Consider the following 25,707-nt stretch of genomic DNA (forward strand, 5'->3'; position numbering starts at 1 on the left):
TGTGGTGAACACTGGAGATCCAGTGTGGGAGCCGGGCTTGCCCGCGATGAGGCCCGTTCAGCCACTACAAGGCTATCGGCTTACGCCCGGCAAACGAATGCGCCAACGTCCCGCCATCCACCAACTCCAGCTCCCCCCCAACGGCACACCGTGAGCAATACGCGAAGCAATCAGCCCCTTATTGCTAAGCAACTGCGCAATGTAATGCGCCGTCGCCTCACCTTCCACCGTCGGGTTGGTCGCAAGAATGACTTCGGTAAAAGTCCCGGCCTCTTCAATCCGCGCCATCAACTGCGGAATACCAATCGCCTCAGGCCCAAGACCGTCAAGCGGCGACAAATGCCCTTTGAGCACGAAGTAGCGACCACGGAAACCGGTCTGCTCCACCGCATAGACATCCATTGGCCCTTCCACCACACACAACAACGTGTCGTCACGGCGGGTATCCGCGCACTGCGGGCACAGGTCGTCCTCGGTCAGCGTGCGGCACAAACGGCAATTACCCACCCCTTCCATGGCCTGACTCAAGGCCAACGCCAGTCGCGAACCACCGCTGCGATCACGCTCAAGCAGTTGCAGCGCCATGCGCTGGGCGGTTTTCTGACCCACGCCCGGCAAAATTCGCAGGGCATCGATCAGTTGGCGAATCAAAGGGCTGAAGCTCATAGGGAAACGTCCGACAAAACAACGAGACGCGGTTTATACCCGCGCCTCTCTTTAGCGTCAAATACTCAGTCCTGCGCGACCCGCACCACCAGTTTGCCGAAGTTGCGCCCTTCCAGCAGACCAATGAATGCTTCGGGTGCCTGTTCGAGACCATCGACCACGTCTTCGCGGAATTTCACCTTGCCGTCGCGCACCCACGGCGCCATGGCACTGATGAATTCCGGCTGGCGATCGCCGTAGTCGTCGAACACGATGAAGCCCTGGATTCGCACGCGCTTGGTCAAAATCGTCCGTTGCAATTGCGGCAGACGATCCGGGCCGCTCGGGGCTTCGTGGGCGTTGTAGGAAGCGATCAGGCCGCACAGCGGAATACGCGCCTTGGGGTTGAGCAGCGGCAATACCGCGTCGAACACCTTGCCACCGACGTTCTCGTAATAGATGTCGATGCCGTTGGGGCACGCCTCCGCCAACTCTTGGGCGAAGTCCGGACTCTTGTGGTCGACGCAGGCATCAAAACCTAATTCGTCGACGACATAACGGCATTTTTCCGCGCCACCGGCGACGCCGACCGTGCGTAAACCCTTGATCTTCGCTACCTGACCGACCACCGACCCCACGGCACCGGATGCCGCCGCGACCACCAGGGTTTCGCCGGACTTCGGCTGGCCAATGTCCATCAGCCCCATATAGGCCGTCATGCCCGGCATCCCCAGCACGCCCAAGGCCATCGACGGGCTCGGCAACCCGGACGGCACCGGGATGATGTTGCGACCGTCGCTGATGCTATGGCTCTGCCAGCCGGTGGAGCCGACGACCACATCACCTTCCTGGAATTTTGGATTCAACGAGCGTTCGACCCGGCTGACAGCGCCGCCGGTCATGACCTCGCCGATTTCGACCGGGGCGGCATAGGACGGCGCGTCACTCATGCGACCGCGCATGTACGGGTCCAGCGACAGGTAAAGGGTCTTGAGCAGGACCTGACCGTCAGCGAGCTCCGGCAACGCTTCCCTTTCCAGGCGAAAATTCTCCGGCGTCGGCGCGCCAACCGGGCGGGACGCCAGGACGATACGTTGGTTGAGGGTCAATGCTTGTGGCATGTGAGCGTCTCCTTTGATCGAGAATCGAGTGGTATAGGGGAGCAGACCTTTGTGGCGGTTTCAGGTTCGATGTTTCGTCAGGTGTACCGAGGTGACTTCATCGCGGGCAAGCCACGCTCCCACAGGATTGAGGTGACGCCTGTGGGAGCTAGGCTTGCCCGCGATGGCGATCGCACAGACGCTACACCCATCAGGCAGAAACAAAAATGCCAGGCGCGATGCCTGGCATTTTTTTGTAGCTCATCCGATGCGCTTTAGCGAATCAGAATGGCAGCTTCATGCCCGGCGGCAATTGCATGCCTGCGGTCATGCCGGACATTTTGTCCTGGCTGTTCGCTTCGATCTTGCGCACGGCATCGTTGACGGCGGCGGCGACGACGGCTTCCAGCATCTCTTTGTCGTCTTCGCTCAAGCCTTCAACCAGGCTTGGGTCGATGGTCACGCTCTTGACGTCGTGACGACCGGTCATCACCACGGTGACCATATCGCCGCCCGCTTTACCGATGACTTCGGCGTTGGCCAACTCTTCCTGCATCTTGGCCATTTTTTCCTGCATCTGCTGTGCCTGCTTCATCAGGCCGGCCATGCCACCTTTCATCATGGGAATCACCTCAAAAGTACTTGGATTAAACAGCGTCCGGCCCTGTTGACCGAACGCCTTCAGTTATTAGCCCTGACTGACCAGAGCGTCGACAGGTTCAATAGTATCGTTACGGATCACCGCACCGAACTGTTGCATCATTTGCTGGATGAACGGATCGCCGTGGATCGACTCCTCGGCCTCGCGCTGACGGTTGGCTCGGCGCCGGGACGCCGCCTGGGCCGGAGTTTCCTGCTCAGGCTTGATCAGCTCCATGCTCAGGGTCAGCGTGCGCCCGTGAAACTGGTTCAGCGCATCGTTGAGACGACGTTGCTGGGTCGCATTGAACAAGGCGCTGTGGGCCGGGTCCAGGTGCATCAGCCAGTGATCGCCCTCGACGGAAATCAGCGTGCAGTTGGCGGCAATGCTGCCCGTCATGCCGGAGATCGGCAGTTTCGGGAACATTTCCAGCCATTGCAGCGCCAGACCGGTGGCCGGCATCGCAGCGGGTTCCGGCTCCGGTTCCGGCGCGGGTTCGGCGGTGTGTTCGCTGGCCAGTTCATCAAGGTAACTGTAGGCCGAATCCATGTCCGGCTCGATGTAATCCTCGTCCAGCGGCGGTTCGTCGTCCTGGTCGATGCCAGGGGTAGCGGCATCGACGTCGGCAACGGACGGTTCCGGGATCGGCGCAGCGGCCCACTCCGGCGCATCCGGCACCACGCTGTCCGGCGTTGGCAACGGCATTGGCGGCAACTCGGGCTGCTCGCTGGCGGTTTCCAGTACCGGCTCGACGGCGGGTTGCTGCATGACGTCGGGAACGACCGGGTCGTTCCACGGCAAGTCGACGACGGCCTCGACCGCTACGGGCTCAACCACCGGTTCCGGTACGACAACGGGCGCAACCGGTTCAGGTTCCGGCGCGGGAACTGGAACGGCAACAACGGGAGCAGGTGCAACTGCCGCAGCGACTACCGGCGCAACAACCGGCGCGGCAGCCACTGAATTTGCGGAATCAACTGTGGCCTGGCTGATCCCCACTGGCTTTAGCGGTTGCCTCGGGGCGTCCGCGGTGTCTGCGGGGCGGAAGGCGAGCATCCGCAGCAGGACCATTTCAAAGCCACCACGCGGGTCCGGCGCCAGCGGCAAATCACGCCGGCCGATCAGGCCCATCTGGTAATAAAACTGCACGTCTTCGGCTGGCAACGCCTGGGCCAGCGCCAGTACCCGGTCACGGTCGCCGTGACCGTTGTCGACGCCTTCAGGCAAGGCCTGGGCGATGGCGACGCGGTGCAGTACGTTGAGAATTTCCGAAAGCACGCCGTTCCAGTCCGGGCCTTGTTCGGCCAGATGACGAACGCCTTCGAGCAACGCCTTGGCGTCACCTTCGATCAACGCATGCAAAACGTCGTAGACCTGGCCGTGATCCAGCGTACCGAGCATCGCCCGCACGTCGGCGGCCATGACCTTGCCTTCACCGAAGGCGATGGCCTGGTCAGTGAGGCTCATGGCATCGCGCATCGAGCCATCGGCGGCACGGCCCAACAGCCACAATGCGTCGTCTTCGAACGGTACATTCTCGACACCCAGCACGTGGGTCAAATGCTCGACTACGCGTTCCGGCGTCATGTTCTTCAGGGAGAACTGCAGGCACCGCGACAGAATGGTTGCAGGAAGTTTCTGCGGATCGGTCGTCGCCAGGATGAACTTGACGTAGGGCGGCGGCTCTTCGAGGGTTTTCAGCAGCGCATTGAAGGAATGGCTGGAGAGCATGTGCACTTCGTCGATCAGGTAGACCTTGAAGCGCCCGCGGCTCGGGGCGTACTGCACGTTGTCGAGCAGTTCGCGGGTGTCTTCGACCTTGGTCCGGCTCGCGGCGTCGATCTCGATCAGGTCGACAAAGCGCCCTTCATCGATTTCGCGGCACACCGAGCACTCGCCGCACGGCGTCGAAGTGATACCTGTTTCACAGTTCAGGCATTTGGCGATGATCCGCGCAATGGTGGTCTTGCCCACCCCGCGCGTACCGGTAAACAGGTAGGCATGGTGCAGCCGCTGGCTGTCCAAGGCATTGATCAGAGCCTTGAGCACATGGGTCTGGCCGACCATTTCGCGGAACGAGCGCGGACGCCATTTACGTGCAAGAACCTGATAACTCATCGAAAACCGTCGCAACGAAGGAACAGAAGCGGCTAATGCTAGCGGAGCAAGGCCAAAATTGCATCCGGTGTGCTCGTCTAATCTGGCTAAGCTGCACTTTGGGGGCTTTAATCGGCTCGGGTTTCAGCTGTACCGGAGCGTTTATGCGTTGTGCCTTGGGGGCATTGCTGTGGATAAGTGTGAGCGCCGCCGCTGCCGAAGCGCCGTTGCGATTTGTCGTGCCCGACAGTTGGGCGATGCCGATGGTGCAACTGGATCATGGCCGCCTGACCCAGGGCATCCTGTATGACGTGATGCTCAGCCTGGCCACTCAGGTGGGAGTGCCGGCGGAATTTCACGTACTGCCCCGGGCGCGAGTGCAAAACGCCATGGAACACGGCGAGGTCGATGTGCGCTGCTATGCCGCGCAGTCATGGCTACCGAATCAGTCAGGCGACTACATCTGGAGCATCCCGCTGTGGTTTCAGCGTGACGTGCTGGTCAGTCAGCAAGCCCCGCCCGCCCTGGTGTTGCCTGCGAACCTTTCACGCCAGCCCATCGGCACAGTGCTCGGCTATTACTACCCGACGCTGCAACCGCTGTTCGATGCCGATCGCCTGCGCCGCGAAGACGCGCGCAATCAGGAACAAGTGCTGGAAAAACTCAATGCCGGGCGTCATCGCTATGCCGTGAGCAATCAATGGACACTGGACTGGTTCAATCAGCGCCTGCTGCCCGACCGACAATTGAAAGCGGTGGCCGTGTTGCAGGAACAGAATGTCGGTTGCTATGTGCGCAATGACCCCAAGGTGCCGGTGCAGCGCATTCTGCGCACGTTGTTGCGGATGAAAATGTCCGGGGAGATTGATGACATTATCCGGTTGTACATCGGCACCCCCGCAAACTTTTAGCAGCCTGTGGCTACAGGGACATGGTCACTGCCTGCCATTGCGGCGGCACTACAAACCCCGCCACCCAGCCTGGCACCGCTTCGGGCGGCATTGGCCGGGCGATGAAATAGCCTTGGGCGACCTCGCAACCCAGTCTCAGCAACAACTCACCGTGCTCGATGCTTTCCAGCCCTTCGGCAATCACCTGCCGGCCAAATGCCCGGGCCAGACCGATCACAGCGGTGGTCAGCGCCAGGTCATCGCGATCCTCCAGCATGTCGCGCACGAACGTCTTATCAATCTTGATGGTTTGCGTGCGCAGACGCTTGAGATAGCTCAGTGACGAATAACCGGTGCCAAAGTCGCCGAGCGAAAACTGCACCCCCAGCGCCTGACAAGCCTGCAAACAGACGCTGACGTGGTGGATATTCTCGATGGCCACCGACTCGACGATTTCCAGGTCAAGCATCTGCGCAGGCACCTCGGCGTGCCGAGCGAGCACCTGCTTGAGCCGTTCAACAAAATCCGCACGCTCAAAATGCCGTGCCGCGATGTTCAGGCTGATCGGCCAGCACTGCCCCGCCTGCTGCCAGCGGTGCAACTGCGCCAGGACCTGATCCATCACCCACTCGCCGATGTCGATGATCAGGTCCGTCTCCTCCACCGCGGGCAAGAAATCCCTGGCCCGTATCAGGCCGTTTTGCGGGTGCGCCCAGCGCAACAGCGCCTCGAAACCGACGACCTTACCCAGGCGCATGTTGACCTTGGGCTGGAAATGCAGACGCAGTTCACCGGCTGCCAACGCCTGACGCACGCGCTGGACGGTCTGGTGCGTCGCCTTGACCTCTTGATCCCGAGTCACGTCGAACAGGTGAAAACGGTTGCGTCCGCGCTGCTTGGCCACGTACATGGCTTGGTCGGCGTGACGCAACAGGGTTTCAGCATCTTCATTGTCGAGGGGAAACAGCGTGACCCCGATGCTGGCGAACACATGAACGTCCTTGCCATGCAGCACGTACGGTGCCGAAATCGCACCCAGCACCCGGTTCAGCGCCGCACGCAGTTCGGGCAGATCCCGCACATGACGCAACACCAGCACGAACTCGTCGCCTGCCAGACGCGCCACCACATCTTCGCCCCGCACGATGCCACGCAAACGCCTGGCCACCTCCACCAGCAACACATCACCACTGGCATGGCCGTAGCCGTCGTTGACCGCTTTAAACCCGTCGAGGTCGAGCATGCACACCGCCAGCGGGGTGTCTTCCAGCCGTGAGAACTCCAGCGCCTGATCCAGCAAATCCGAGAGGTACGCGCGATTAGGCAATCCGGTCAGCACGTCATGCCCGACCCGCCATTGCAAGGTATGCAGCAACTCGCGTTTTTCACTGATGTCGAACCGGATCGACAGGTATCGATCGACCCGCCCGGTGTCATCATCGAGGACCGGCACCATGGTGCTGTCGACCCAGTACAGGCTGCCGTCCTTGGCGCGATTGCAGATCTCGCCTTTCCACACACTGCCCAGCGCAATGGTGCGCCACATCACAGAAAAGAATTCGCAGGAATGCACGCCGGAATTGAGCAGACGGTGATTCTGGCCGATCAGCTCTTCACGGCTATAACCGGACACGGCGCAGAATTGGTCATTGACGTAGGTGATCCGGCCGTTCAGGTCGGTCTCGGAAAAAATCGCGGCGGCATCCACAGCCCTGCGGTACTTCTCATCCATGAATCAGGCTCGCTGTCGCTAGCGGAAGAATGGCGTGTCATCCCGGACGCGCATTTTTGATGGCCCTGCAAGACTGCAGATCAATCTGACTTGAATACCTCGCGCCAGTCTGACGAGGGCGCGCAATGCTCGCAGCTTGACCAAGGCTTGTCCAAGCCTTCGTGCAGCAATGAATATCGGTGCATAAGTGAAATGTTCGTTCTGAAAACCGCAAACGTCGAAAAACCGCCCTGGAGATGATCCATGGCAGAACGACAAAAAAATATTTTCAGATAGAAAACGCGAAAGAGGATTCGCGGTGCGTTATGGAGGCAACCCCACCAGCCACACCCCGGCACACAATGTTCCCGCTGTGGCTGCTTCCTTCCGGATCTGACCAGGTTCACGGGTAATCGTTGCGGGGGGACCGATGGGGTCACCATAACGACGCTCACCTGACGGCGAGCCGCGCCATTGTACCTATCTGAGACGAAGTTACAACCGTTGGGGCGGATTAAAAAACATGAACGGCTTCAAGGACATGCAATCCCTGTGAAAGACCTTCCTCTGTAGCCGCTGACGAGCAGCGCGAGGCTGCGTCCGCGGTCAACCTGAAACACCGCGCTGGTAGATTTCACGACTGCTTCGCAGCCGGACGCAGCCTCGCGCTGCACGTCAGCGGCTACAGGATGGTCAGAGGTCCTGCAGCACCTCATCCGCCCTGCCGCCCTCTTGCTGGATCACCAGATGGATGAAGTGCAGCTTGGCGATCACCGGCGGCGGCAGGACGAACGGGTAGAAATCCGGCTGGCCCATGCTGCGCGACAACTCATTGAGCATGCCCGCCAACTCGATCCACGCATTGACGAACGACAGAAACGCCGCGCCGCCGGGATGCTGCGGGTCGTAGAGCGCGCTTGACGGGAATGGCTGGTAATCGAAATCCATTTCCCGCGCGCTCATGCCGAATCCCAGCGCGGTGTCCACCGCATCCATCATGTGCAGGTAATGCGCCCAGGTTTCCGCCCAGTCCTCCCACGGGTGCATGGTCGCGTAGGCGCTGACGCATTGTTGTTGCCAGTCGAGTGGCGCGCCTTGCTGGTAATGCCGCTCCAGCGCCTCGGCGTAGCTGGCGCGCTCATCACCGAACAACCCACGAAAAGGCTCCAGCCAATCGCTGCTGGCGATCAACCGGTCCCAGTAATAATGCCCGACCTCATGCCGAAAATGCCCGAGCAACGTGCGATAGGGCTCGTGCATTTGCACCCGGACCTGCTCGCGGTGGGCGTCATCGGCTTCTTTGATGTCGAGGGTGATCAAGCCGTTGGCGTGACCGGTGGTCGGTGATTTGCCTTCGAGGTCGACACCGATAAAATCAAACGCCAGGCCGGTTTCTTCGTCGACGGTTTTGGGTATCACCTGCAAACCGAGGCTGACCAACTGCGCGACCAGTCGTCGCTTGGCCGTTTCGACCTTGCGCCAGCGTTCGTGGTTTTCGGGAATCGACAGGTCGGGAATGGTGTGATTCAGGCTACAGGCGATGCAAAGCGCATCGTGGTCATTGGCCGGGAGCAGCCAGTTGCACGCCGCCGGGGAATCGAGATTGGCGCAGCGGCGGAACACGCCGGCTTGCGGGTCGGCATCGAGCAGCCAGGTGTCGGCCTGCTCACCTGGCTGCAGCGAAGACAAGCGACTCTGCTCAGGCTGATAGCCCAGCGCCGCCGAACAGGCCAGGCACTGGCTGTTGCGAAAGAACAGCGACTGCCCGCAGCGACATTGCCAGACCTTGCTGTTGCGCGAGTTGACGCCCATGAAAGGCGCGGCGATGCGCGCGCTGAGCTGTTCGAAGAAGCGGTACATGGCGATCTCTCCCTGAGGCTTGCCAAGACTAGATCATCGCCACGCAGCGATCGTTCCCACGCTCTGCGTGGGAACGTATCCAGGGACGCGGAGCGTCCGGGGCGGCAGACCCACGCAGACCGTGGGAACGATCACGACTCGACCGCGATACCGTGGTGTTTCAGGAACTCGACGAACGCTTCTTCATCGAGCACCTTCAACCCCAGCTCATTGGCCTTGGCCAACTTGGAACCCGCTCCCGGCCCTGCCACCACGCAGTGGGTCTTGGCCGACACCGATCCCGCTACCTTCGCCCCCAGGCTTTCAAGTTTTTCCTTGGCGACGTCGCGGCTCATCAACTCCAGCGAACCGGTCAGCACCCAGGTCTGCCCGGCCAGCGGCAGCCCTTCGACGATTTTTTTCTCGCTCTGCCAATGCATGCCGAAATCGCGCAACTGCTTCTCGGCAGCCTCAGCGATCAGACGATTGTCCTCGAGCGCAAAAAACTCGCGAGCCGAATTGGCCTGTTTCTCCGGCAGCGTCTGACGCAAGTCCAGCCAGTCCGCACCGAACACACCTTCCAGCGAACCGAACCGGTCCGCCAGCTTCTGCGCCCCGCCCGGCCCGACCGAAGGAATGTGCAGCTTGTCGAGAAACCCGCCCAGCGTCGTGCTGGCCGCGAACTCGGCCCCAAGCTCGCCCTGATCCTGAATCTGCAGACCGTGCTTGAGCAACTCCTTGATCACTTGCTGGTTATGCGCATCTTCAAAGAAGCTGTGAATTTCGTGAGCCACTTCCAGGCCAACGTCCGGCAAGTACGTGAGCACGTGCGGCAACGCCTGCTGAACCCGCTCCAGCGACCCCAGAGAACGCGCCAGCACCTTGGCCGTCTCTTCGCCGACATCGGGAATCCCGAGGGCATAGATAAACCGCGCCAGGCTTGGCTTTTTGCTGTCCTCGATGGCACTCAGCAACTTGTTGCTCGAAACCTCGGCAAAGCCTTCCAGATCGACAATGTCGTCGAACTTCAGGGCATACAGATCGGCCGGCGAGCTCACCAGGCCTTCGTCGACCAGTTGCTCGACACTCTTGTCCCCCAGGCCTTCGATGTCCATGGCACGGCGGGAAACGAAGTGAATGATCGCCTGCTTGAGTTGCGCACCGCAGGCCAGACGACCGACGCAGCGGTACACCGCGCCTTCGCTGACGGTCTCGCGGCCTTTGCTGCGTTTGACCAGTTGCGTGCGCTCGACCTGCGAACCGCACACGGGGCACTGCTCGGGAATGTGTACCGGCCGGGCATTGTCCGGACGACGCTCGAGCACCACTTGCACCACTTGCGGAATCACGTCACCCGCGCGGCGGATGATGACGGTGTCGCCAATCATCAGGCCCAGTCGCGCGACCTCATCCATGTTGTGCAACGTCGCGTTGGCCACGGTGACCCCGGCCACTTTGACCGGTTTCAAACGCGCGACCGGCGTGACGGCGCCGGTGCGACCGACCTGGAACTCGACGTCGAGCAGCTCAGTGAGTTCTTCCATGGCCGGGAATTTGTGCGCGATCGCCCAGCGCGGTTCGCGAGCGCGGAAACCCAGCTCACGCTGAGAGGCGATGCTGTTGACCTTGAACACCACGCCGTCGATTTCATACGCCAGCCCGCTGCGGCGTTCGCCGATGTCGCGGTAGTAATCCAGGCATTCGTCGACGCCGTGCGCCAGCTTCAGCTCATGGCTGATCGGCAAGCCCCAGACTTTGAGCTGCTGCAGGTTGCCAATGTGCGTGTCGGCAATATCGGCCGAAGTCTGACCGATGCCATAGCAGCAGAACTCCAGCGGACGGTTGGCGGTGATCTTCGAATCGAGCTGGCGCAAGCTGCCGGCCGCGGCGTTGCGTGGATTGGCGAAAGTCTTGCCGCCGACGTCCAGCTGGGTAGCGTTGAGCCGCTCGAAACCGGCCTTGGACATGAACACTTCGCCGCGCACTTCCAGGATCGCCGGCCAGCCAGTGCCGTGCAGTTTGAGAGGAATGTTGCGCACGGTACGGACGTTGACGCTGATGTCTTCGCCGGTGGTGCCGTCGCCGCGAGTCGCGCCGCGCACCAACACGCCGTCCTGATACAGCAGGCTGACTGCCAGGCCGTCGAGCTTGGGTTCACAGCTGTATTCCACCGCCGCACCGCCGCCAAACAAGTCGCCAGCCGGCAAGTCCAGGCCTTCCGTCACCCGGCGATCGAACTCGCGCATGTCGGTTTCTTCGAAGGCATTGCCGAGGCTGAGCATCGGCACTTCATGACGCACCTGGGTGAACGCCGACAACGCCGCACTGCCGACACGCTGGGTCGGTGAATCGTTGGTGATCAGTTCAGGATTAGCCGCTTCAAGGGCCTTGAGCTCGTGGAACAAACGGTCGTATTCGGCATCCGGAATACTCGGCTCGTCCAGCACGTGATAGCGGTAGTTGTGCTGATCCAGCTCAGCGCGCAGCTCTAGAATGCGGTTTTTGACGGCGGTCATGGGTGTTCTCTCATAAAGCAAAAGAGCAGCCGAGGCTGCTCAATCTATTTTGCCGATCGTCCCGCGCACGGCGCGGGAGCAACCTTTGAATCAACGCTTCTGGGTCAACGCGCGGCGTTCGAACTCGACGATGCGCTGACGGTAATGCTCAATTGTCTGGGCGGTCAGCACGCTGCGCTGGTCGTCTTTCAGTTCGCCGTTCAGCTCCTGGGACAGTTTGCGCGCCGCAGCCACCATCACGTCGAAGGCTTGCTTCGGATGACGCGGTCCAGGCAGACCGAGGAAGAAGCTCACGGCCGGGGTGCTGAAGTGGTCGATGTCGTCCAGATCAAAGATGCCCGGCTTGACCGCATTGGCCATGGAGAACAGGACTTCACCATTACCGGCCATGCTTTCGTGACGGTGGAAGATGTCCATCTCGCCGAAACGCAAACCGCTTTCCAGAATGTTCTGCAACAACGCAGGGCCTTTGAAACCGGCGGCGTCGCGGCAGATCACGCTGATCACCAGCACTTCTTCAGCTTGTGGTTGATCTTTTTCAGTCACGGCTGGCGAGGCTTTGGTGTCATCCGGGAAATCGTCGTCACGACTGCTGAAGCTCGGGCCGCCATCCAGATCAAGGCTGAGGTTCATGTCGCCTTGCGACGGTTCGCCATGACCACGCTTGCCGCGCTTGGAACCCGACTCACGCGGTTCACGGGCAGGCATGCTCACCGAGGGCAGATCGTGCTCATCCAGTTGCGGTTCCTTGTGTGTGTCCAGCACGCGGGGCGGGCCCAACAGCTCGGCGCTGGTGTCCTCGTCCGGCAGATTGGACAAACTTCGGTCAAGACGGAATTTCAGTTTTCCCTTGCCGCCGCGCATACGGCGCCAGCCATCAAAAAGAATACCGGCAATAACAATAATGCCGATGACGATCAGCCACTCGCGCAGACCGATTTCCATGTAATCCCGTGCCTCTATAAAAAATGCTGAAAAATAAGGGGTTTACAACTCGTAAACCGCTTTAAAACGTGGCGCCAACTCTATGTTCTGACAGGCGTTTTGCCCACGTATACGAAAAATTGACATTAAACTAGCACGACCAAAGGCAACTTTACACCGTCTGTCACCATGGCTTTAGCGAATATGTCGATTGGCCAGCAAGTAAGACCCAGTAAAAACGTCCTACGGCCTGGCAATACCCGTCCTACAGACGCCGACTCAGGCGTCCACCATTGCCATCGCCTCCTCGACATCCACTGCCACCAGACGCGAGCAACCCGGTTCGTGCATCGTCACACCCATCAGTTGATCGGCCATTTCCATGGCGATCTTGTTGTGGGTGATGTAGATGAACTGCACCGTCTGCGACATTTCCTTGACCAGCCGTGCGTAGCGTCCAACGTTAGCGTCATCCAGTGGTGCGTCAACTTCATCGAGCATGCAGAACGGCGCCGGGTTCAACTTGAAGATCGCAAAAACCAGCGCCAATGCGGTCAGGGCTTTTTCGCCACCGGAGAGCAAATGGATGGTGCTGTTCTTCTTCCCTGGCGGCTGCGCCATGATCGTTACCCCTGTATCGAGTAGATCTTCGCCCGTCAGTTCCAAATACGCGCGCCCTCCACCGAAAACTTTTGGGAAAAGCGCCTGTAAACCGCCATTGATCTGATCAAAGGTATCTTTGAAGCGGTTGCGGGTTTCCTTGTCGATCTTGCGAATCACGTTCTCGAGCGTGTCCAGCGCTTCCACCAGATCATCGTTCTGCGCATCCAGATAACGTTTACGCTCGGATTGTTGCTGGTATTCGTCGATGGCCGCGAGGTTGATCGCACCGAGACGCTGAATGCGCGCGGCAATGCGTTCAAGTTCTTCTTCGGCGTCCTTCTCGTTGGCCTCGGCCGTCAGCGTGGCGAGCACGCCGTGCAGGTCGTAGCCGTCTTCCAGCAGTTGATCCTCAAGGGTCTTGCGGCGCACAGTCAGGGCTTGCCATTCCATGCGCTGGGTTTCCATCTGGCCGCGAATCAACTGCGACTGCTGCTCGGCCTGGTTACGTCGTTTTTCCGCATCACGCAGTTCACGGTCAGCGTCTTCCAGAGCGATTTGCGCGGTCTTGAGTTCTTCGTCGACGGTCATGCGCTTGTCGAGCAATTCTTCCAGTTTCAACCGCAGCTCTTCCAGCGGCGCCTCGCCCTCTTCCAGATTGAGGCTGAGCTGTTCGCGTTTTTCGGTCAGGCGCTCGGACTGCATTTCCAGCCGTTCCAGCGCCTGACGCGTCGAGTCGTGTTGCGCCTTGAGCGAACCGAGACGCACCGCCAATTGATGCGCGTGATCCTTGTGCTGCCGGGCTTCCTGGCGCACCCGATCGAGGCGCTCGCGCAAGCTGTCGCGCTGGGCCAACAGCAATTCACGCTGCTCGGTGTCGAGCGCCATGGCGTCGAGGGCTTCCTGCAATTGCAGGCGTGCCTCACCGATGTTTTCGTGTTCCAGCGCGCGCTGTTCGCCCAGTTCCGCGAGCTCTTCGTCGAGGCGCGTACGACGCAGCGTCAGCTGTTCAGCCTTGGCTTTGCCGGCGGACAGTTGAGCTTTCAATTCACCTTGCTGACGCGCTTCGTCTTGCAGCAGACGGCGCAGATGTTCGCGTCCGTTTTCCTGCTGACGCTGTTGCGCCCGGAGGTTCTGCAGTTGGGTTTCCAGGGTCTCGACCGTGGCTTCGCGCTCTTCACGCTCCTCGGTCAACCGCTGAATTTCCTGACCGCGCGCCAGCACACCGCTTTCGGCTTCGCTGGCCCGCCGCACCCGTAAAAAGTGCCGACCAACCCAGTAACCATCACGGCTGATCAGGCTCTGCCCAAGGGTTAATTGACTGCGCAACGCCAGCGCCTGTTCGAGGCTGTCGACCGGCCTGACCTGCCCCAGCCACGGCGACAGATCGATCTGCGCCTCGACCTTGTCGAGCAAACTGCCCGGCACGCGCACGCCATCAGTGGCCGGGCTGAGCAAGCGCAAATCGCCCTGAGCAAAACCAGCCAGATCGAAATCGCCGAAGTCGTCCACCAGCACCGCTTGCAGGTCGGCGCCGAGCACGGTTTCCACCGCCAGCTCCCAACCCGCTTCCACCTTCAGACCTTCGGCCAGACGCGGGCGATCCGCCAGATGCTGCTCACGCAACCATTCGGCGGTACCGGTGCCCGGATCAAGCGCGGCTTGCTGCAAGGCTTCAAGGGAAGCGAGACGACCGTTGAGGCGCTGCAAATCGCCTTGCGCCTGCTGCTGATTGTGCAACGCGAGCTGCAATTCCTGACGCAGTTGCTCAAGGCGTTCGACCTGGGCTTCTTCGCTGGCCTGCAAATCTTCAAGCGTGGCTTCACTGGCCGCCAGTTGCTCGCTGAGTTCCATGATCGCCGCGTCTTCCGGGTCCGCCGAGAGCAACGCGCGCTCTTCACCGAGGCGCTTCTGACGGTCGGCCAGACGCTCCATGCTGGTTTCCAGCTGCTGGATGCGTGACTGCTGCACTTCGGACTGGCGCCGCGGCTCGGCGGCGGTCAGGTTGAACGTGTCCCATTGCTCCTGCCAGCCGTGCATGGTGGTTTCGGATTCTTCCAGCGCGGCGGCGGCTTCTTCGGCGGCGGCGCTGGTAACTTCTTGCTCCGGCGTGAGCATGTCGAGCTCTTCGCCGAGGGTCAGCAACAGTGTGCGGTCGTGCCCCAGATGCGACTCGGTTTCCAGACGTGCGCGCTCGGCTTCTTTCAGATCGTCCTGCAACTGACGCAGACGCTGCTGACCGTGCTGGATGCTCTGCTCGACCCGGGCGATGTCGCCGCCGACCGAATAGAAGCGCCCTTGCACCAGATTGAAGCGCTCGGACAGGTCATGGTGCCCGTCCCGGAAGCGTTCGATGGCGGCATCGGCGTTGCGTTGCTCGGCGACCAGCGCTTCGAAGGTGACTTCCTGATTGCCGATCACCGCTTCGCGCTGACCGACCTGTTCGTTCAATGCCTGCCAGCGCAAGGCTGACAGCTGGGCCTTGAGCTGGCGCTCTTCGCCTTTGTATTCCTGATACTTCTTCGCGGCTTCGGCCTGACGGTGCAAGCGTTCGAGTTGACGCTCGAGCTCCTCGCGCAGGTCGGTCAGGCGCGCCAGGTTTTCGTGGGTGCGGCGGATGCGGTTTTCAGTCTCGCGCCGGCGCTCCTTGTATTTGGAGATGCCCGCCGCTTCTTCAATAAAGTTGCGCAGGTCTTCGGGCTTGGACTCGATCAGCTTGGAGATCATCCCCTGCTCGATGATCGAGTAGCTGCGCGGGCCGAGGCCGGTGCCGAGGAAGATGTCGGTGATGTCGCGACGTCGGCATTTGGTGCCGTTGAGGTAATAAGTGGTCTGGCTGTCGCGGGTCACTTTGCGGCGAATGGAAATTTCCGCATAGGCGGCATATTCGCCGAGCAGCGTGCCGTCGGAGTTATCGAACACCAGCTCGATGCTGGCCTGACTCACCGGTTTACGACTGGTGGAGCCATTGAAGATGACGTCGGTCATCGACTCGCCACGCAAGTTCTTGGCCGAGCTTTCGCCCATCACCCAGCGCACGGCGTCGATGATGTTCGACTTGCCGCAACCATTGGGCCCGACCACTGCCGCCATGTTGCTGGGGAAGTTCACCGTGGTCGGATCGACGAAGGACTTGAACCCCGCCAGCTTGATGCACTTGAGCCGCACGCTTAAGCGTCCGTCAGGGCAGAAACCACCAGATCGCAGCTGCGCTGGGCATACGCCGTCAGCACTTCGCGGATCTGCGGAAAGTCACGGGCCAGCACGGCAGCGAGCAGGCGCTCGAACAGTTCGAGGAATTCGCTCATCGACGCCTTGCGCTGGTCCAGGGCGAGGAAATACGCGCGGCTCATGGCCGGCTGCAGATTCTCGACGGTTTCCTGCAAGTACGGGTTGTTGGCGAACGGGTACGCGGCGCGCATCACATTGAAGCTGTCGTCGACGAAGGTGCGGATGTCCTGACGCTCGTAGCTGGCGGCCAGACGTTGCTGGATCTGCACGAACGGCGCCATGTCGGCCTGGACTTTCCAGCCACTGGCCACGGCGTTACCGAGCAGGATGTACAGCTCGCTCATCAGCGTGCACAGGCTCTGGACCTTGTGCGCCGTGAGTTCGGTGACATGGGCGCCTCGTCGCGGCAGGATCGCGATCAGGTGGCGACGCTCGAGGATCAGCAAGGCTTCACGGACCGAGCCGCGGCTGACATTGAGCGCCAGCGTGACCTTCTGTTCCTGAATGCGCTCCCCGGGCTTCATTTCGCCGCGAATGATGCGTTCGGCGAGGTGGTGAGCGATTTGCTCGGCGAGGCTGTCCGGCGCCTTGAACGTCATGGTTGTCCTTCAAACTCTTCGATCTGCACAAGCGGCGCAGTGTAACCCACTTGATAGCTCATGGCGGAGTGCCCACTCGGCGGTTTTGGCACGATTCAAGCAAAAAAGCAGGTGTGTGCGTGAGGGTCAATACTGAAGAAATGAGGTGTTTGTCGACAAAATGCTATTTCCTGACCTTTAAGTCAGAAAATCATTGACCGAAAAGTCAGACCTGCTAAATTCGGTTCAAGTCGGTTAACAACAATAATGAGTCTGCGAGGCCTTCCGTGATCCAGTTTTTACTTAACCAGGAACTCCGTAGCGAGCACGCCCTGGACCCAAACCTGACCGTGCTCAATTATCTGCGCGACCATGTGGGCAAACCCGGCACCAAAGAAGGCTGCGCCAGCGGTGACTGCGGCGCCTGCACTGTGGTGGTCGGCGAGCTACAAACGGATGACGACGGCCGCGAACACATTCGCTATCGCAGCCTCAACTCGTGCCTGACGTTCGTGTCGTCGTTGCACGGTAAACAATTGATCAGCGTCGAAGACCTCAAGCATCAGGGCGAACTGCACAGCGTGCAGAAAGCCATGGTCGAGTGCCACGGTTCGCAATGCGGCTTCTGCACCCCGGGCTTCGTCATGTCGCTGTTCGCCCTGCAAAAGAACAGCGATGCACCCGATTCTCACAAGGCGCACGAAGCGCTGGCCGGCAATCTGTGCCGTTGCACCGGTTATCGGCCGATCCTGCAAGCCGCCGAACAGTCTTGCTGCGGCAAGCAACCGGACCAGTTCGATGCGCGTGAAGCCGATACCATCGCGCGCTTGAAAGCGATTGCCCCAACGTCCATCGGCGAGCTCAACAGTGGCGACAAGCGCTGCCTGGTGCCGCTGACCGTCGTCGATCTGGCCGACCTCTATGACGCTTATCCACAGGCGCGCCTGCTGGCCGGTGGTACAGACCTGGCCCTTGAAGTCACACAATTCCACCGCACCTTGCCGGTGATGATTTACGTCGGCAACGTCGCCGAGATGAAGCGCATCGAGCGTTTCGATGATCGCCTGGAAATCGGCGCCGCCACCGCCCTCTCCGACTGCTACGAAGCATTAAAGGCCGAGTACCCGGATTTCGGTGAGTTGCTGCAACGTTTTGCCTCGCTGCAGATCCGCAACCAGGGCACCCTCGGCGGCAACATCGGCAACGCCTCGCCCATCGGAGACTCGCCGCCCCTGCTGATCGCCCTGGGCGCGCAAATCGTCCTGTGCAAAGGCGAAACCCGGCGCACCCTGGCCCTGGAAGATTACTTCATCGATTACCGGGTCACCGCGCGTCAGGAAAGCGAGTTCATCGAGAAGATCATCGTGCCGCGGGCCCGCGCCGAACAACTGTTCCGCGCCTACAAGGTGTCCAAGCGTCTGGACGATGACATCTCCGCTGTGTGCGCCGCGTTCCAAATCCGTCTGGAAAACGGTGTGATCGCCGATGCCCGCGTCGCCTTCGGTGGCATGGCGGCCATTCCGAAACGCGCCAGTGCCTGCGAAAAAACATTGCTCGGTGCGCCGTTCAACAACGCCACCGTCGAACGCGCCTGCGCCGCACTGGCCGAAGATTTCACCCCGCTGTCGGACTTCCGCGCCAGCAAAGAGTACCGCCTGCTCAGCGCGCAAAACCTGCTGCGTAAATACTTCATCGAACTGCAAACACCGCACATCGAGACTCGGGTGACCGCTTATGTCTAATCATCACGCTGTAGAGAAGACCCAAGCCGAACTGGCTGAACTGTTCGCCAAGGACCTGACCACCGGTGTCGGCCGCAGCGTCAAGCACGACAGCGCCGCCAAGCACGTATCCGGTGAAGCGCAGTACATCGACGACCGCCTGGAGTTTCCGAACCAGCTGCATGTTTATGCACGCCTGTCGGACCGCGCCCACGCGAAAATCATCAGCATTGACACCAAGCCCTGCTACGCCTTCGAAGGCGTGCGCATCGCGATCACCCATGAAGATGTGCCGGGCCTGAAGGACATCGGGCCGCTGTTGCCGGGCGACCCGCTGCTGGCGATTGATGACGTGCAATTCGTCGGTCAGCCGGTGCTCGCCGTGGCGGCGAAAGACCTCGAAACCGCACGCAAGGCCGCGATGGCCGCGATCATCGAATACGAAGATCTCGAGCCGGTGCTGGACGTGGTCGAAGCCCTGCGCAAACGCCACTTCGTGCTCGACAGCCACACCCATCAGCGCGGCGACTCTGCGGGTGCCTTGGCGACTGCCGAGCACCGCATCCAGGGCACGCTGCACATCGGCGGCCAGGAACACTTCTACCTCGAAACCCAGATCTCTTCGGTGATGCCGACGGAAGACGGCGGCATGATCGTCTACTGCTCGACGCAGAACCCGACGGAAGTGCAGAAGCTTGTCGCCGAAGTGCTTGATGTGTCGATGAACAAAATCGTGGTCGACATGCGCCGCATGGGCGGAGGTTTTGGTGGCAAGGAAACGCAAGCCGCCAGCCCGGCCTGTTTGTGCGCCGTGATCGCGCACCTCACCGGCCAGCCGACCAAAATGCGCCTGCCGCGTGTCGAAGACATGTTGATGACCGGCAAGCGTCACCCGTTCTACGTCGAGTACGACGTCGGCTTCGACAGCACCGGCCGCCTGCACGGCATCGCCCTGGAATTGGCCGGCAACTGCGGTTGCTCGCCGGACTTGTCGGCGTCGATTGTCGACCGTGCGATGTTTCACGCCGACAACTCATACTATCTGGGCGACGCGACCATCAACGGTCACCGCTGCAAAACCAACACCGCGTCGAACACCGCGTATCGTGGCTTCGGCGGCCCGCAAGGCATGGTCGCCATCGAAGAAGTGATGGACGCGATTGCCCGTCATCTGGCCCTCGATCCATTGGCGGTGCGCAAGGCCAACTACTACGGCAAGACCGAGCGCAACGTCACGCATTATTACCAGACCGTCGAGCACAACATGCTCGAAGAAATGACCGCCGAGCTGGAAGAAAGCAGCCAGTACGCCGAGCGTCGTGAAGCAATTCGTCGCTACAACGCCAACAGTCCGATCCTGAAAAAAGGCCTGGCGCTGACCCCGGTGAAATTCGGTATTTCGTTTACCGCGAGCTTCCTCAACCAGGCCGGTGCGCTGATTCACGTCTACACCGACGGCAGCATCCACTTGAACCATGGCGGCACCGAAATGGGCCAGGGCTTGAACACCAAAGTCGCGCAGGTCGTGGCGCAAGTGTTCCAGGTGGAAATGGACCGTGTACAGATCACCGCAACCAACACCGACAAGGTGCCAAACACCTCGCCGACCGCCGCGTCCAGCGGTGCTGACCTCAACGGTAAAGCGGCGCAGAACGCAGCGGAAATCATCAAGCAGCGTCTGGTCGAATTCGCCGCGCGGCACTACAAGGTCAGCGAAGAAGACGTGGAGTTCCACAACGGTCACGTGCGGGTTCGCGATCACATCCTGACCTTTGAAGCACTGATCCAGCAGGCGTATTTCGCTCAGGTGTCGCTGTCGAGCACCGGGTTCTACAAGACCCCGAAAATCTACTACGACCGCAGTCAGGCGCGTGGCCGTCCGTTCTACTACTACGCGTTTGGCGCAGCGTGCTGCGAGGTGATCGTCGACACCCTGACCGGCGAGTACAAGATGCTGCGCACCGACATCCTCCACGACGTCGGCGCCTCGTTGAACCCGGCCATCGACATCGGCCAGGTCGAGGGTGGTTTCATTCAGGGCATGGGGTGGCTGACCATGGAAGAACTGGTGTGGAACAACAAGGGCAAGCTGATGACCAACGGCCCGGCCAGCTACAAGATTCCGGCCGTGGCGGACATGCCGCTGGACCTGCGGGTGAAGCTGGTGGAAAACCGCAAGAACCCGGAAGACACGGTGTTCCATTCCAAGGCCGTGGGTGAGCCACCGTTCATGCTCGGCATCGCCTCGTGGTGTGCGATCAAGGACGCCGTGGCGAGCCTTGGCGACTACAAGCATCAACCGAAAATCGATGCGCCGGCGACCCCGGAGCGTGTGTTGTGGGGGTGTGAGCAGATGCGGCAGTTGAAGGCGGTGAAAGCCGTGGAAGCTGAAACCGAACTGGCTTCGCTCTAAGACCGCGTCGCGGCCATCGCAGGCAAACCAGCTCCCACAGGTACGATGCAATCCTTGTGGGAGCGGGCTTGCCCGCGAAGAGGCCGGTACAAACAACAACGATGTCGAGGTGACTATGTACAACTGGATCGACGCCCTCGCCGACCTGCAATCCCGGGGTGAGCCCTGCGTGTTGGTGACCATCATCGAAGAGCTTGGCTCGACGCCGCGCAATGCCGGTTCGAAGATGGTCATCAGCGCCACCCAGGCCTTCGACACCATCGGTGGCGGGCATCTGGAATACAAGGCCATGCAGATCGCCCGCGACCTGCTTGCCAGCGGCAAACAGGACACCCACCTGGAGCGCTTCAGCCTCGGCGCCAGCCTCGGCCAGTGCTGCGGAGGCGCGACCGTGTTGCTGTTCGAACCGATGGGCCAGGTCCAGGCGCAGATCGCCGTGTTTGGTGCCGGTCATGTCGGCCGCGCCTTGGTGCCGCTGCTCGCCAGCCTGCCCTGCCGGGTACGCTGGATCGATTCGCGGGACGACGAATTCCCGGAACAGATCCCTCACGGCGTGCGCAAGATTGTCAGCGAAGAACCGGTGGACGAAATCGACGAGCTGCCCGCCGGCAGTTACTGCATCGTCATGACCCACAATCACCAGCTCGACCTCGAACTCACCGCCGCGATCCTCAAGCGCAACGACTTCGCCTACTTCGGCCTGATCGGCTCGAAGACCAAACGGGTGAAGTTCGAACACCGCCTTCGCGACCGCGGATTCGACAACAGCGTCGTGCAACGCATGCGCTGCCCGATGGGCATCGGCGAAGTCAAAGGCAAGTTGCCTGTGGAAATCGCCATCTCCATCGCCGGCGAAATCATCGCCACCTATAACGCGAATTTCGGCCAGCAGACCGCCAGCGCCGGATCATCGATTGCCAAACTGCTGCCCGCTTCACGCCGCAGCCAAGCCTCTCATTGATAAGCCTTAGAAACCGAGAACCCTCATGCCTTTGACTCGCAAAGCTTACCGCGCCGCCATCCTGCACAGCCTTGCCGACCCCGCCGAAGTCGGTATTGAAGCCTCGTACGAGTATTTCGAAGACGGCTTGCTGGTGGTCGACAACGGCCAGATCAGCGCGCTCGGTCACGCCAGCGACTTGCTGCCGACCCTGCCGGCCGACATCGAAATCACTCATTATCAGGACGCGCTGATTACCCCCGGCTTCATCGACACCCACATTCACTTGCCGCAAACCGGCATGGTCGGCGCCTACGGCGAGCAACTGCTCGATTGGCTGAACACCTATACCTTCCCGTGTGAAAGCCAGTTCGCCGACAAGAAACACGCCGACGAAGTCGCCGATATTTTCATCAAGGAACTGCTGCGCAACGGCACCACCACTGCGCTGGTGTTCGGCAGCGTGCATCCGCAATCGGTGAACTCGTTCTTCGAGGCTGCCGAACAGCTCGACCTGCGGATGATCGCCGGCAAGGTGATGATGGACCGCAACGCGCCGGACTACCTGACCGACACCGCCGAATCCAGCTACGTCGAAAGCAAGGCGCTGATCGAGCGCTGGCACGGCAAGGGTCGCTTGCACTACGCAGTCACCCCGCGTTTCGCCCCGACCAGCACCCCGGAACAACTGACCCTCGCCGGCCAGTTGCTCAGCGAATTCCCTGACCTGTACATGCAGACGCACATCAGCGAAAACCTGAAGGAAGTCGAATGGGTCAAAGAGCTGTTCCCGGAGCGTAAAGGCTACCTGGACGTCTACGATCACTATCAATTGCTCGGCGAGCGTTCGGTGTTTGCCCACGGCGTGCACCTGTGCGACGACGAGTGCGCGCGACTGGCGGAAACCGGTTCGGCCATCGCGTTCTGCCCGACGTCGAACTTCTTCCTCGGCAGCGGCCTGTTCAACCTGCCGATGGCCGAGAAGCACAAACTGAATGTCGGTGTGGGCACGGACGTTGGCGGTGGCACCAGCTTCTCGATCCTGCAAACCTTGAACGAAGCGTACAAAGTCATGCAGCTGCAAGGTGCGCGTCTGAGCCCATTCAAATCGCTGTACCTGGCGACACTCGGCGGTGCTCGCGCGTTGCGTCTGGAAGACAAGATCGGCACCTTGAAACCGGGCACCGATGCCGACTTCCTCGTGCTGGATTACAACGCCACGCCGTTGCTGAGCTATCGCTTGAAGCAGGCGAACAACATTGCCGAGACGTTGTTTGTGTTGATGACGCTGGGGGATGACCGGGCTGTTCTGCAGACGTATGCGGCGGGGAATCAGGTGCATCAGCGCTAAATCTTCCGGGCATAAAAAATCCCCCGCAATCGATGGTTGCGGGGGATTTTTATTGCTCTTGAGACCGTCATCGCGGGCTTGCCCGCGATGGTTCGACTCGGTCTACCTTAGAGTTTGACCGCTGGCCGCCCAGGCTTCTTGGTCTGCAACAAATGCGAGAACACCGCATGCAAATCATCCGACGCACTTTCTTCGTCGAGGTTGAGTTTGCTGTCGATGTGATCCATGTGATGCATCATCAAATTCACCGCCAGCTCACCGTTGCGCGCTTCGATGGCGTCGATCAGCTGGGTGTGTTCGTCGTAGGAACAGTGCGAACGGTTGCCACTTTCATACTGGGCAATAATCAACGACGTCTGCGACACCAGGCTGCGCTGGAAGCTGATCAGCGGCGCATTCTTCGCCGCTTCGGCAAGTTTCAGGTGAAATTCGCCCGACAGACGGATGCCGGCACCGCGATCACCGCGGGAGAAGCTGTCGCGCTCGTCGTTGACCATCTGGCGCAATTCGGCGATCTGCTCGGCGGTCGCGTGTTGGACAGCCAGTTCAGTGATCGCTCGTTCCACCAGACGGCGCGCGAGGAACACCTGACGGGCCTCTTCGACGCTTGGGCTGGCGACGACCGCGCCACGGTTCGGACGCAGCAGCACGACGCCTTCATGGGCAAGGCGCGAGAGCGCACGGCGGATGATGGTGCGACTGACCCCGAAAATTTCCCCCAGCGCTTCTTCGCTCAACTTGGTGCCGGGCGCCAGACGCTGTTCGAGGATGGCCTCGAAGATATGCGCGTAGACAATATCGTCCTGGGTCCCGCTGCGGCCGGCTTTACCTGCTCGCGGTTGTTTTTTGAGGGGCTGCAACTGTTCGTTCATGGGCACTCGAGTCGGGAGAACTGCGGCGAATTGACGGTGACTGTAATACGGCACAGTGGGTCGCTGGCAAGTATCGCGTAAAAAACACCGCGATTGTACACAATGGAGGGTGGCAACACGACTGTACGGCTGTTTGTCGCTTCCGCTGTATTGCAACGATCCCTTACGTTTGAGTTTAGGCTTGAACCTGAAATCTGCCGCTCGAACACAATCCCTGTGGGAGCCGAGCTTGCTCGCAATGGCGTCCGGGCAGTCAACACACGTGTCGATTGATCCACCGCCATCGCGAGGAAGCTCGGCTCCCACAGGGTTCACCGGCGTTTCGGACATCTTTATAAAAGGAACAGCGCTGTCATGAACGACGCCACGCATACGCAGCTCCGACCACTGGCCGACACCTCGCCGTCGGCCATCGTCGCCGGCTTCATCGCGATGATGACCGGTTACACCAGCTCCCTGGTGCTGATGTTCCAGGCCGGCCAAGCGGCGGGCCTGACCAGTGGGCAGATCTCCTCGTGGATCTGGGCGATCTCGATTGGCATGGCGGTATGTTCGATCGGCCTGTCGTTGCGTTATCGCACGCCCATCACCATTGCCTGGTCGACCCCCGGTGCGGCCTTGCTGATCACCAGCCTCGGCGGTGTCAGTTATGGCGAAGCCATCGGCGCCTATATCACCTGCGCAGTGCTGGTGACGATCTGCGGCCTGACCGGCAGCTTCGAACGGCTGGTGAAGAAGATTCCAGCCTCCCTGGCCGCTGCGTTGCTGGCAGGGATTCTGTTCAAGATCGGCAGCGAAATTTTCGTCGCCGCCCAGCATCGCACCGGGCTGGTGCTGGGCATGTTCTTCACCTATCTGGTGATCAAGCGCCTGTCGCCGCGTTACGCCGTGCTGGCCGCGTTGTTGATCGGCACTGCATTGTCCGGGTTCATGGGGTTGCTGGATTTCAGTGGTTTCCACCTGGAAGTGGCGACGCCGGTCTGGACCACGCCGCACTTCTCGCTGGCTGCGACCATCAGCATCGGCATTCCGCTGTTCGTGGTGGCCATGACCTCGCAGAACATGCCGGGCATTGCCGTCCTGCGCGCCGACGGTTACACCGTGCCGGCCTCGCCATTGATCACCACCACCGGTATCGCCTCATTGCTGCTCGCACCGTTCGGCTCCCACGGCATCAACCTGGCGGCCATCAGCGCAGCCATCTGCACCGGGCCGCATGCCCATGAAGACCGCAACAAGCGCTACACGGCGGCGGTCTGGTGCGGGATTTTCTACGGGATTGCCGGGGTGTTCGGCGCGACATTGGCAGCGTTGTTTGCCGCGCTGCCGAAAGAACTGGTGCTGTCGATTGCGGCGCTGGCGCTGTTTGGCTCGATCATCAATGGCTTGAGCATTGCCATGACCGAGGTGAAGGAACGGGAGGCGGCGCTGATCACCTTTATGGTCACGGCGTCGGGGCTGACGCTGTTTTCCATTGGGTCGGCGTTCTGGGGGATTGTCGCGGGGGTGTTGACGCTGGTGATTCTGAATTGGCGCAAGGGCTGAGAGACCCGACATCGACTTCGCAGGCCAAGCCATGCACCTGCAAAAAGCAGGCATAAAAAAACGGCGACCCTTGGGTCGCCGCTTTTTTTAGACA

At 60.6% G+C, this 25,707-nt stretch carries 16 protein-coding genes, 1 other RNA gene and 1 pseudogene; 6 read left to right on the top strand and 12 right to left on the bottom strand.

Going from position 1 to position 25,707, the window contains the following annotated elements; all coding sequences use genetic code 11:
- Positions 1-64: 64 nt before the first annotated feature.
- The 4 genes and pseudogenes from recR to dnaX all read right to left on the bottom strand — a co-directional run bounded on the left by recR (position 65) and on the right by dnaX (position 4,503).
- A pseudogene (gene recR / locus AB4N43_RS07380) lies at positions 65-666 on the bottom strand (recombination mediator RecR).
- A gap of 65 nt (positions 667-731) precedes the next feature.
- The gene (locus AB4N43_RS07385) at positions 732-1,766 is read right to left on the bottom strand and encodes an NADP-dependent oxidoreductase (protein ID WP_460153661.1); all 1,035 of its coding nucleotides are present in this window, start codon (positions 1,764-1,766) and stop codon (positions 732-734) included.
- A 262-nt stretch (positions 1,767-2,028) separates the two neighbouring features.
- Positions 2,029-2,367 (bottom strand): YbaB/EbfC family nucleoid-associated protein, encoded by a 339-nt coding sequence (locus AB4N43_RS07390; RefSeq protein ID WP_027921723.1) that lies wholly within the window; start codon positions 2,365-2,367, stop codon positions 2,029-2,031.
- Positions 2,368-2,433: 66 nt separating this feature from the next.
- Positions 2,434-4,503 (bottom strand): DNA polymerase III subunit gamma/tau, encoded by a 2,070-nt coding sequence (gene dnaX / locus AB4N43_RS07395; RefSeq protein ID WP_027921724.1) that lies wholly within the window; start codon positions 4,501-4,503, stop codon positions 2,434-2,436.
- 143 nt (positions 4,504-4,646) lie between these two features.
- On the opposite strand from dnaX, the gene AB4N43_RS07400 reads away from it, so the two are divergent.
- The gene (locus tag AB4N43_RS07400; protein ID WP_027921725.1) at positions 4,647-5,393 is read left to right on the top strand and encodes a substrate-binding periplasmic protein; all 747 of its coding nucleotides are present in this window, start codon (positions 4,647-4,649) and stop codon (positions 5,391-5,393) included.
- 10 nt (positions 5,394-5,403) lie between these two features.
- Here AB4N43_RS07400 and AB4N43_RS07405 read toward each other — a convergent pair whose 3' ends face one another.
- From AB4N43_RS07405 to AB4N43_RS07435, 7 genes are all read right to left on the bottom strand, one after another.
- Positions 5,404-7,104: a putative bifunctional diguanylate cyclase/phosphodiesterase gene (locus AB4N43_RS07405; protein ID WP_460153664.1), complete on the bottom strand. Its 1,701-nt coding sequence runs from the start codon at positions 7,102-7,104 to the stop codon at positions 5,404-5,406.
- Positions 7,105-7,419: 315 nt separating this feature from the next.
- Positions 7,420-7,516, bottom strand: an RNA gene (gene ffs, locus AB4N43_RS07410) — signal recognition particle sRNA small type.
- A gap of 260 nt (positions 7,517-7,776) precedes the next feature.
- A complete protein-coding gene (locus AB4N43_RS07415) occupies positions 7,777-8,943 on the bottom strand; it encodes a zinc-binding metallopeptidase family protein (protein WP_460153666.1) in 1,167 nt (388 codons plus the stop codon).
- Positions 8,944-9,074: 131 nt separating this feature from the next.
- Positions 9,075-11,438 carry an NAD-dependent DNA ligase LigA gene (gene ligA, locus AB4N43_RS07420; RefSeq protein ID WP_460153668.1) on the bottom strand — a complete coding sequence of 788 codons (2,364 nt, stop codon included), beginning with the start codon at positions 11,436-11,438 and terminating at the stop codon, positions 9,075-9,077.
- 90 nt (positions 11,439-11,528) lie between these two features.
- Positions 11,529-12,383, bottom strand: coding sequence for a cell division protein ZipA (zipA, locus tag AB4N43_RS07425; RefSeq protein ID WP_027921742.1), 855 nt, complete (start codon positions 12,381-12,383; stop codon positions 11,529-11,531).
- 258 nt (positions 12,384-12,641) lie between these two features.
- On the bottom strand, positions 12,642-16,130 hold the full coding sequence (smc, locus tag AB4N43_RS07430; RefSeq protein WP_460153669.1) for a chromosome segregation protein SMC: 3,489 nt from the start codon (positions 16,128-16,130) through the stop codon (positions 12,642-12,644).
- 2 nt (positions 16,131-16,132) lie between these two features.
- Positions 16,133-16,792, bottom strand: a complete 660-nt coding sequence (locus tag AB4N43_RS07435; protein WP_027921744.1) for a GntR family transcriptional regulator — start codon at positions 16,790-16,792, stop codon at positions 16,133-16,135.
- Between the two features lie 266 nt (positions 16,793-17,058).
- On the opposite strand from AB4N43_RS07435, the gene xdhA reads away from it, so the two are divergent.
- The 4 genes from xdhA to guaD all read left to right on the top strand — a co-directional run bounded on the left by xdhA (position 17,059) and on the right by guaD (position 23,196).
- Positions 17,059-18,513 carry a xanthine dehydrogenase small subunit gene (xdhA, locus tag AB4N43_RS07440; protein WP_460153671.1) on the top strand — a complete coding sequence of 485 codons (1,455 nt, stop codon included), beginning with the start codon at positions 17,059-17,061 and terminating at the stop codon, positions 18,511-18,513.
- Entirely contained in the window at positions 18,506-20,905 is a 2,400-nt protein-coding gene (gene xdhB / locus AB4N43_RS07445; RefSeq protein ID WP_059181318.1) for a xanthine dehydrogenase molybdopterin binding subunit, read from the top strand. Before xdhA ends, xdhB begins: the two co-directional genes overlap by 8 nt.
- 115 nt (positions 20,906-21,020) lie before the next feature.
- Positions 21,021-21,866 carry a xanthine dehydrogenase accessory protein XdhC gene (xdhC, locus tag AB4N43_RS07450; RefSeq protein ID WP_027921747.1) on the top strand — a complete coding sequence of 282 codons (846 nt, stop codon included), beginning with the start codon at positions 21,021-21,023 and terminating at the stop codon, positions 21,864-21,866.
- A 25-nt stretch (positions 21,867-21,891) separates the two neighbouring features.
- Positions 21,892-23,196, top strand: coding sequence for a guanine deaminase (gene guaD / locus AB4N43_RS07455; RefSeq protein WP_027921748.1), 1,305 nt, complete (start codon positions 21,892-21,894; stop codon positions 23,194-23,196).
- Between the two features lie 107 nt (positions 23,197-23,303).
- Here the strand turns inward: guaD and AB4N43_RS07460 are convergent, their stop codons facing one another.
- Positions 23,304-24,068, bottom strand: a complete 765-nt coding sequence (locus AB4N43_RS07460) for a GntR family transcriptional regulator (protein WP_010456474.1) — start codon at positions 24,066-24,068, stop codon at positions 23,304-23,306.
- 354 nt (positions 24,069-24,422) lie between these two features.
- Between AB4N43_RS07460 and AB4N43_RS07465 the strand changes: the two genes are divergently transcribed.
- Positions 24,423-25,613: a benzoate/H(+) symporter BenE family transporter gene (locus tag AB4N43_RS07465; RefSeq protein WP_027921749.1), complete on the top strand. Its 1,191-nt coding sequence runs from the start codon at positions 24,423-24,425 to the stop codon at positions 25,611-25,613.
- The last annotated feature ends 94 nt before the right edge of the window (positions 25,614-25,707 follow it).

This window comes from Pseudomonas sp. S2_B07, from assembly GCF_054668435.1.

Bases quoted from the DNA above. Each gene is read 5' to 3' on its own strand.
- AB4N43_RS07385 (WP_460153661.1), bottom strand. From the start codon at position 1,766: ATGCCACAAGCATTGACCCTCAACCAACGTATCGTCCTGGCGTCCCGC.
- AB4N43_RS07390 (WP_027921723.1), bottom strand. From the start codon at position 2,367: ATGATGAAAGGTGGCATGGCCGGCCTGATGAAGCAGGCACAGCAGATG.
- dnaX (WP_027921724.1), bottom strand. From the start codon at position 4,503: ATGAGTTATCAGGTTCTTGCACGTAAATGGCGTCCGCGCTCGTTCCGC.
- AB4N43_RS07400 (WP_027921725.1), top strand. From the start codon at position 4,647: ATGCGTTGTGCCTTGGGGGCATTGCTGTGGATAAGTGTGAGCGCCGCC.
- AB4N43_RS07405 (WP_460153664.1), bottom strand. From the start codon at position 7,104: ATGGATGAGAAGTACCGCAGGGCTGTGGATGCCGCCGCGATTTTTTCC.
- AB4N43_RS07415 (WP_460153666.1), bottom strand. From the start codon at position 8,943: ATGTACCGCTTCTTCGAACAGCTCAGCGCGCGCATCGCCGCGCCTTTC.
- ligA (WP_460153668.1), bottom strand. From the start codon at position 11,438: ATGACCGCCGTCAAAAACCGCATTCTAGAGCTGCGCGCTGAGCTGGAT.
- zipA (WP_027921742.1), bottom strand. From the start codon at position 12,383: ATGGAAATCGGTCTGCGCGAGTGGCTGATCGTCATCGGCATTATTGTT.
- AB4N43_RS07435 (WP_027921744.1), bottom strand. From the start codon at position 16,792: ATGACGTTCAAGGCGCCGGACAGCCTCGCCGAGCAAATCGCTCACCAC.
- xdhB (WP_059181318.1), top strand. From the start codon at position 18,506: ATGTCTAATCATCACGCTGTAGAGAAGACCCAAGCCGAACTGGCTGAA.
- xdhC (WP_027921747.1), top strand. From the start codon at position 21,021: ATGTACAACTGGATCGACGCCCTCGCCGACCTGCAATCCCGGGGTGAG.
- guaD (WP_027921748.1), top strand. From the start codon at position 21,892: ATGCCTTTGACTCGCAAAGCTTACCGCGCCGCCATCCTGCACAGCCTT.
- AB4N43_RS07460 (WP_010456474.1), bottom strand. From the start codon at position 24,068: ATGAACGAACAGTTGCAGCCCCTCAAAAAACAACCGCGAGCAGGTAAA.
- AB4N43_RS07465 (WP_027921749.1), top strand. From the start codon at position 24,423: ATGAACGACGCCACGCATACGCAGCTCCGACCACTGGCCGACACCTCG.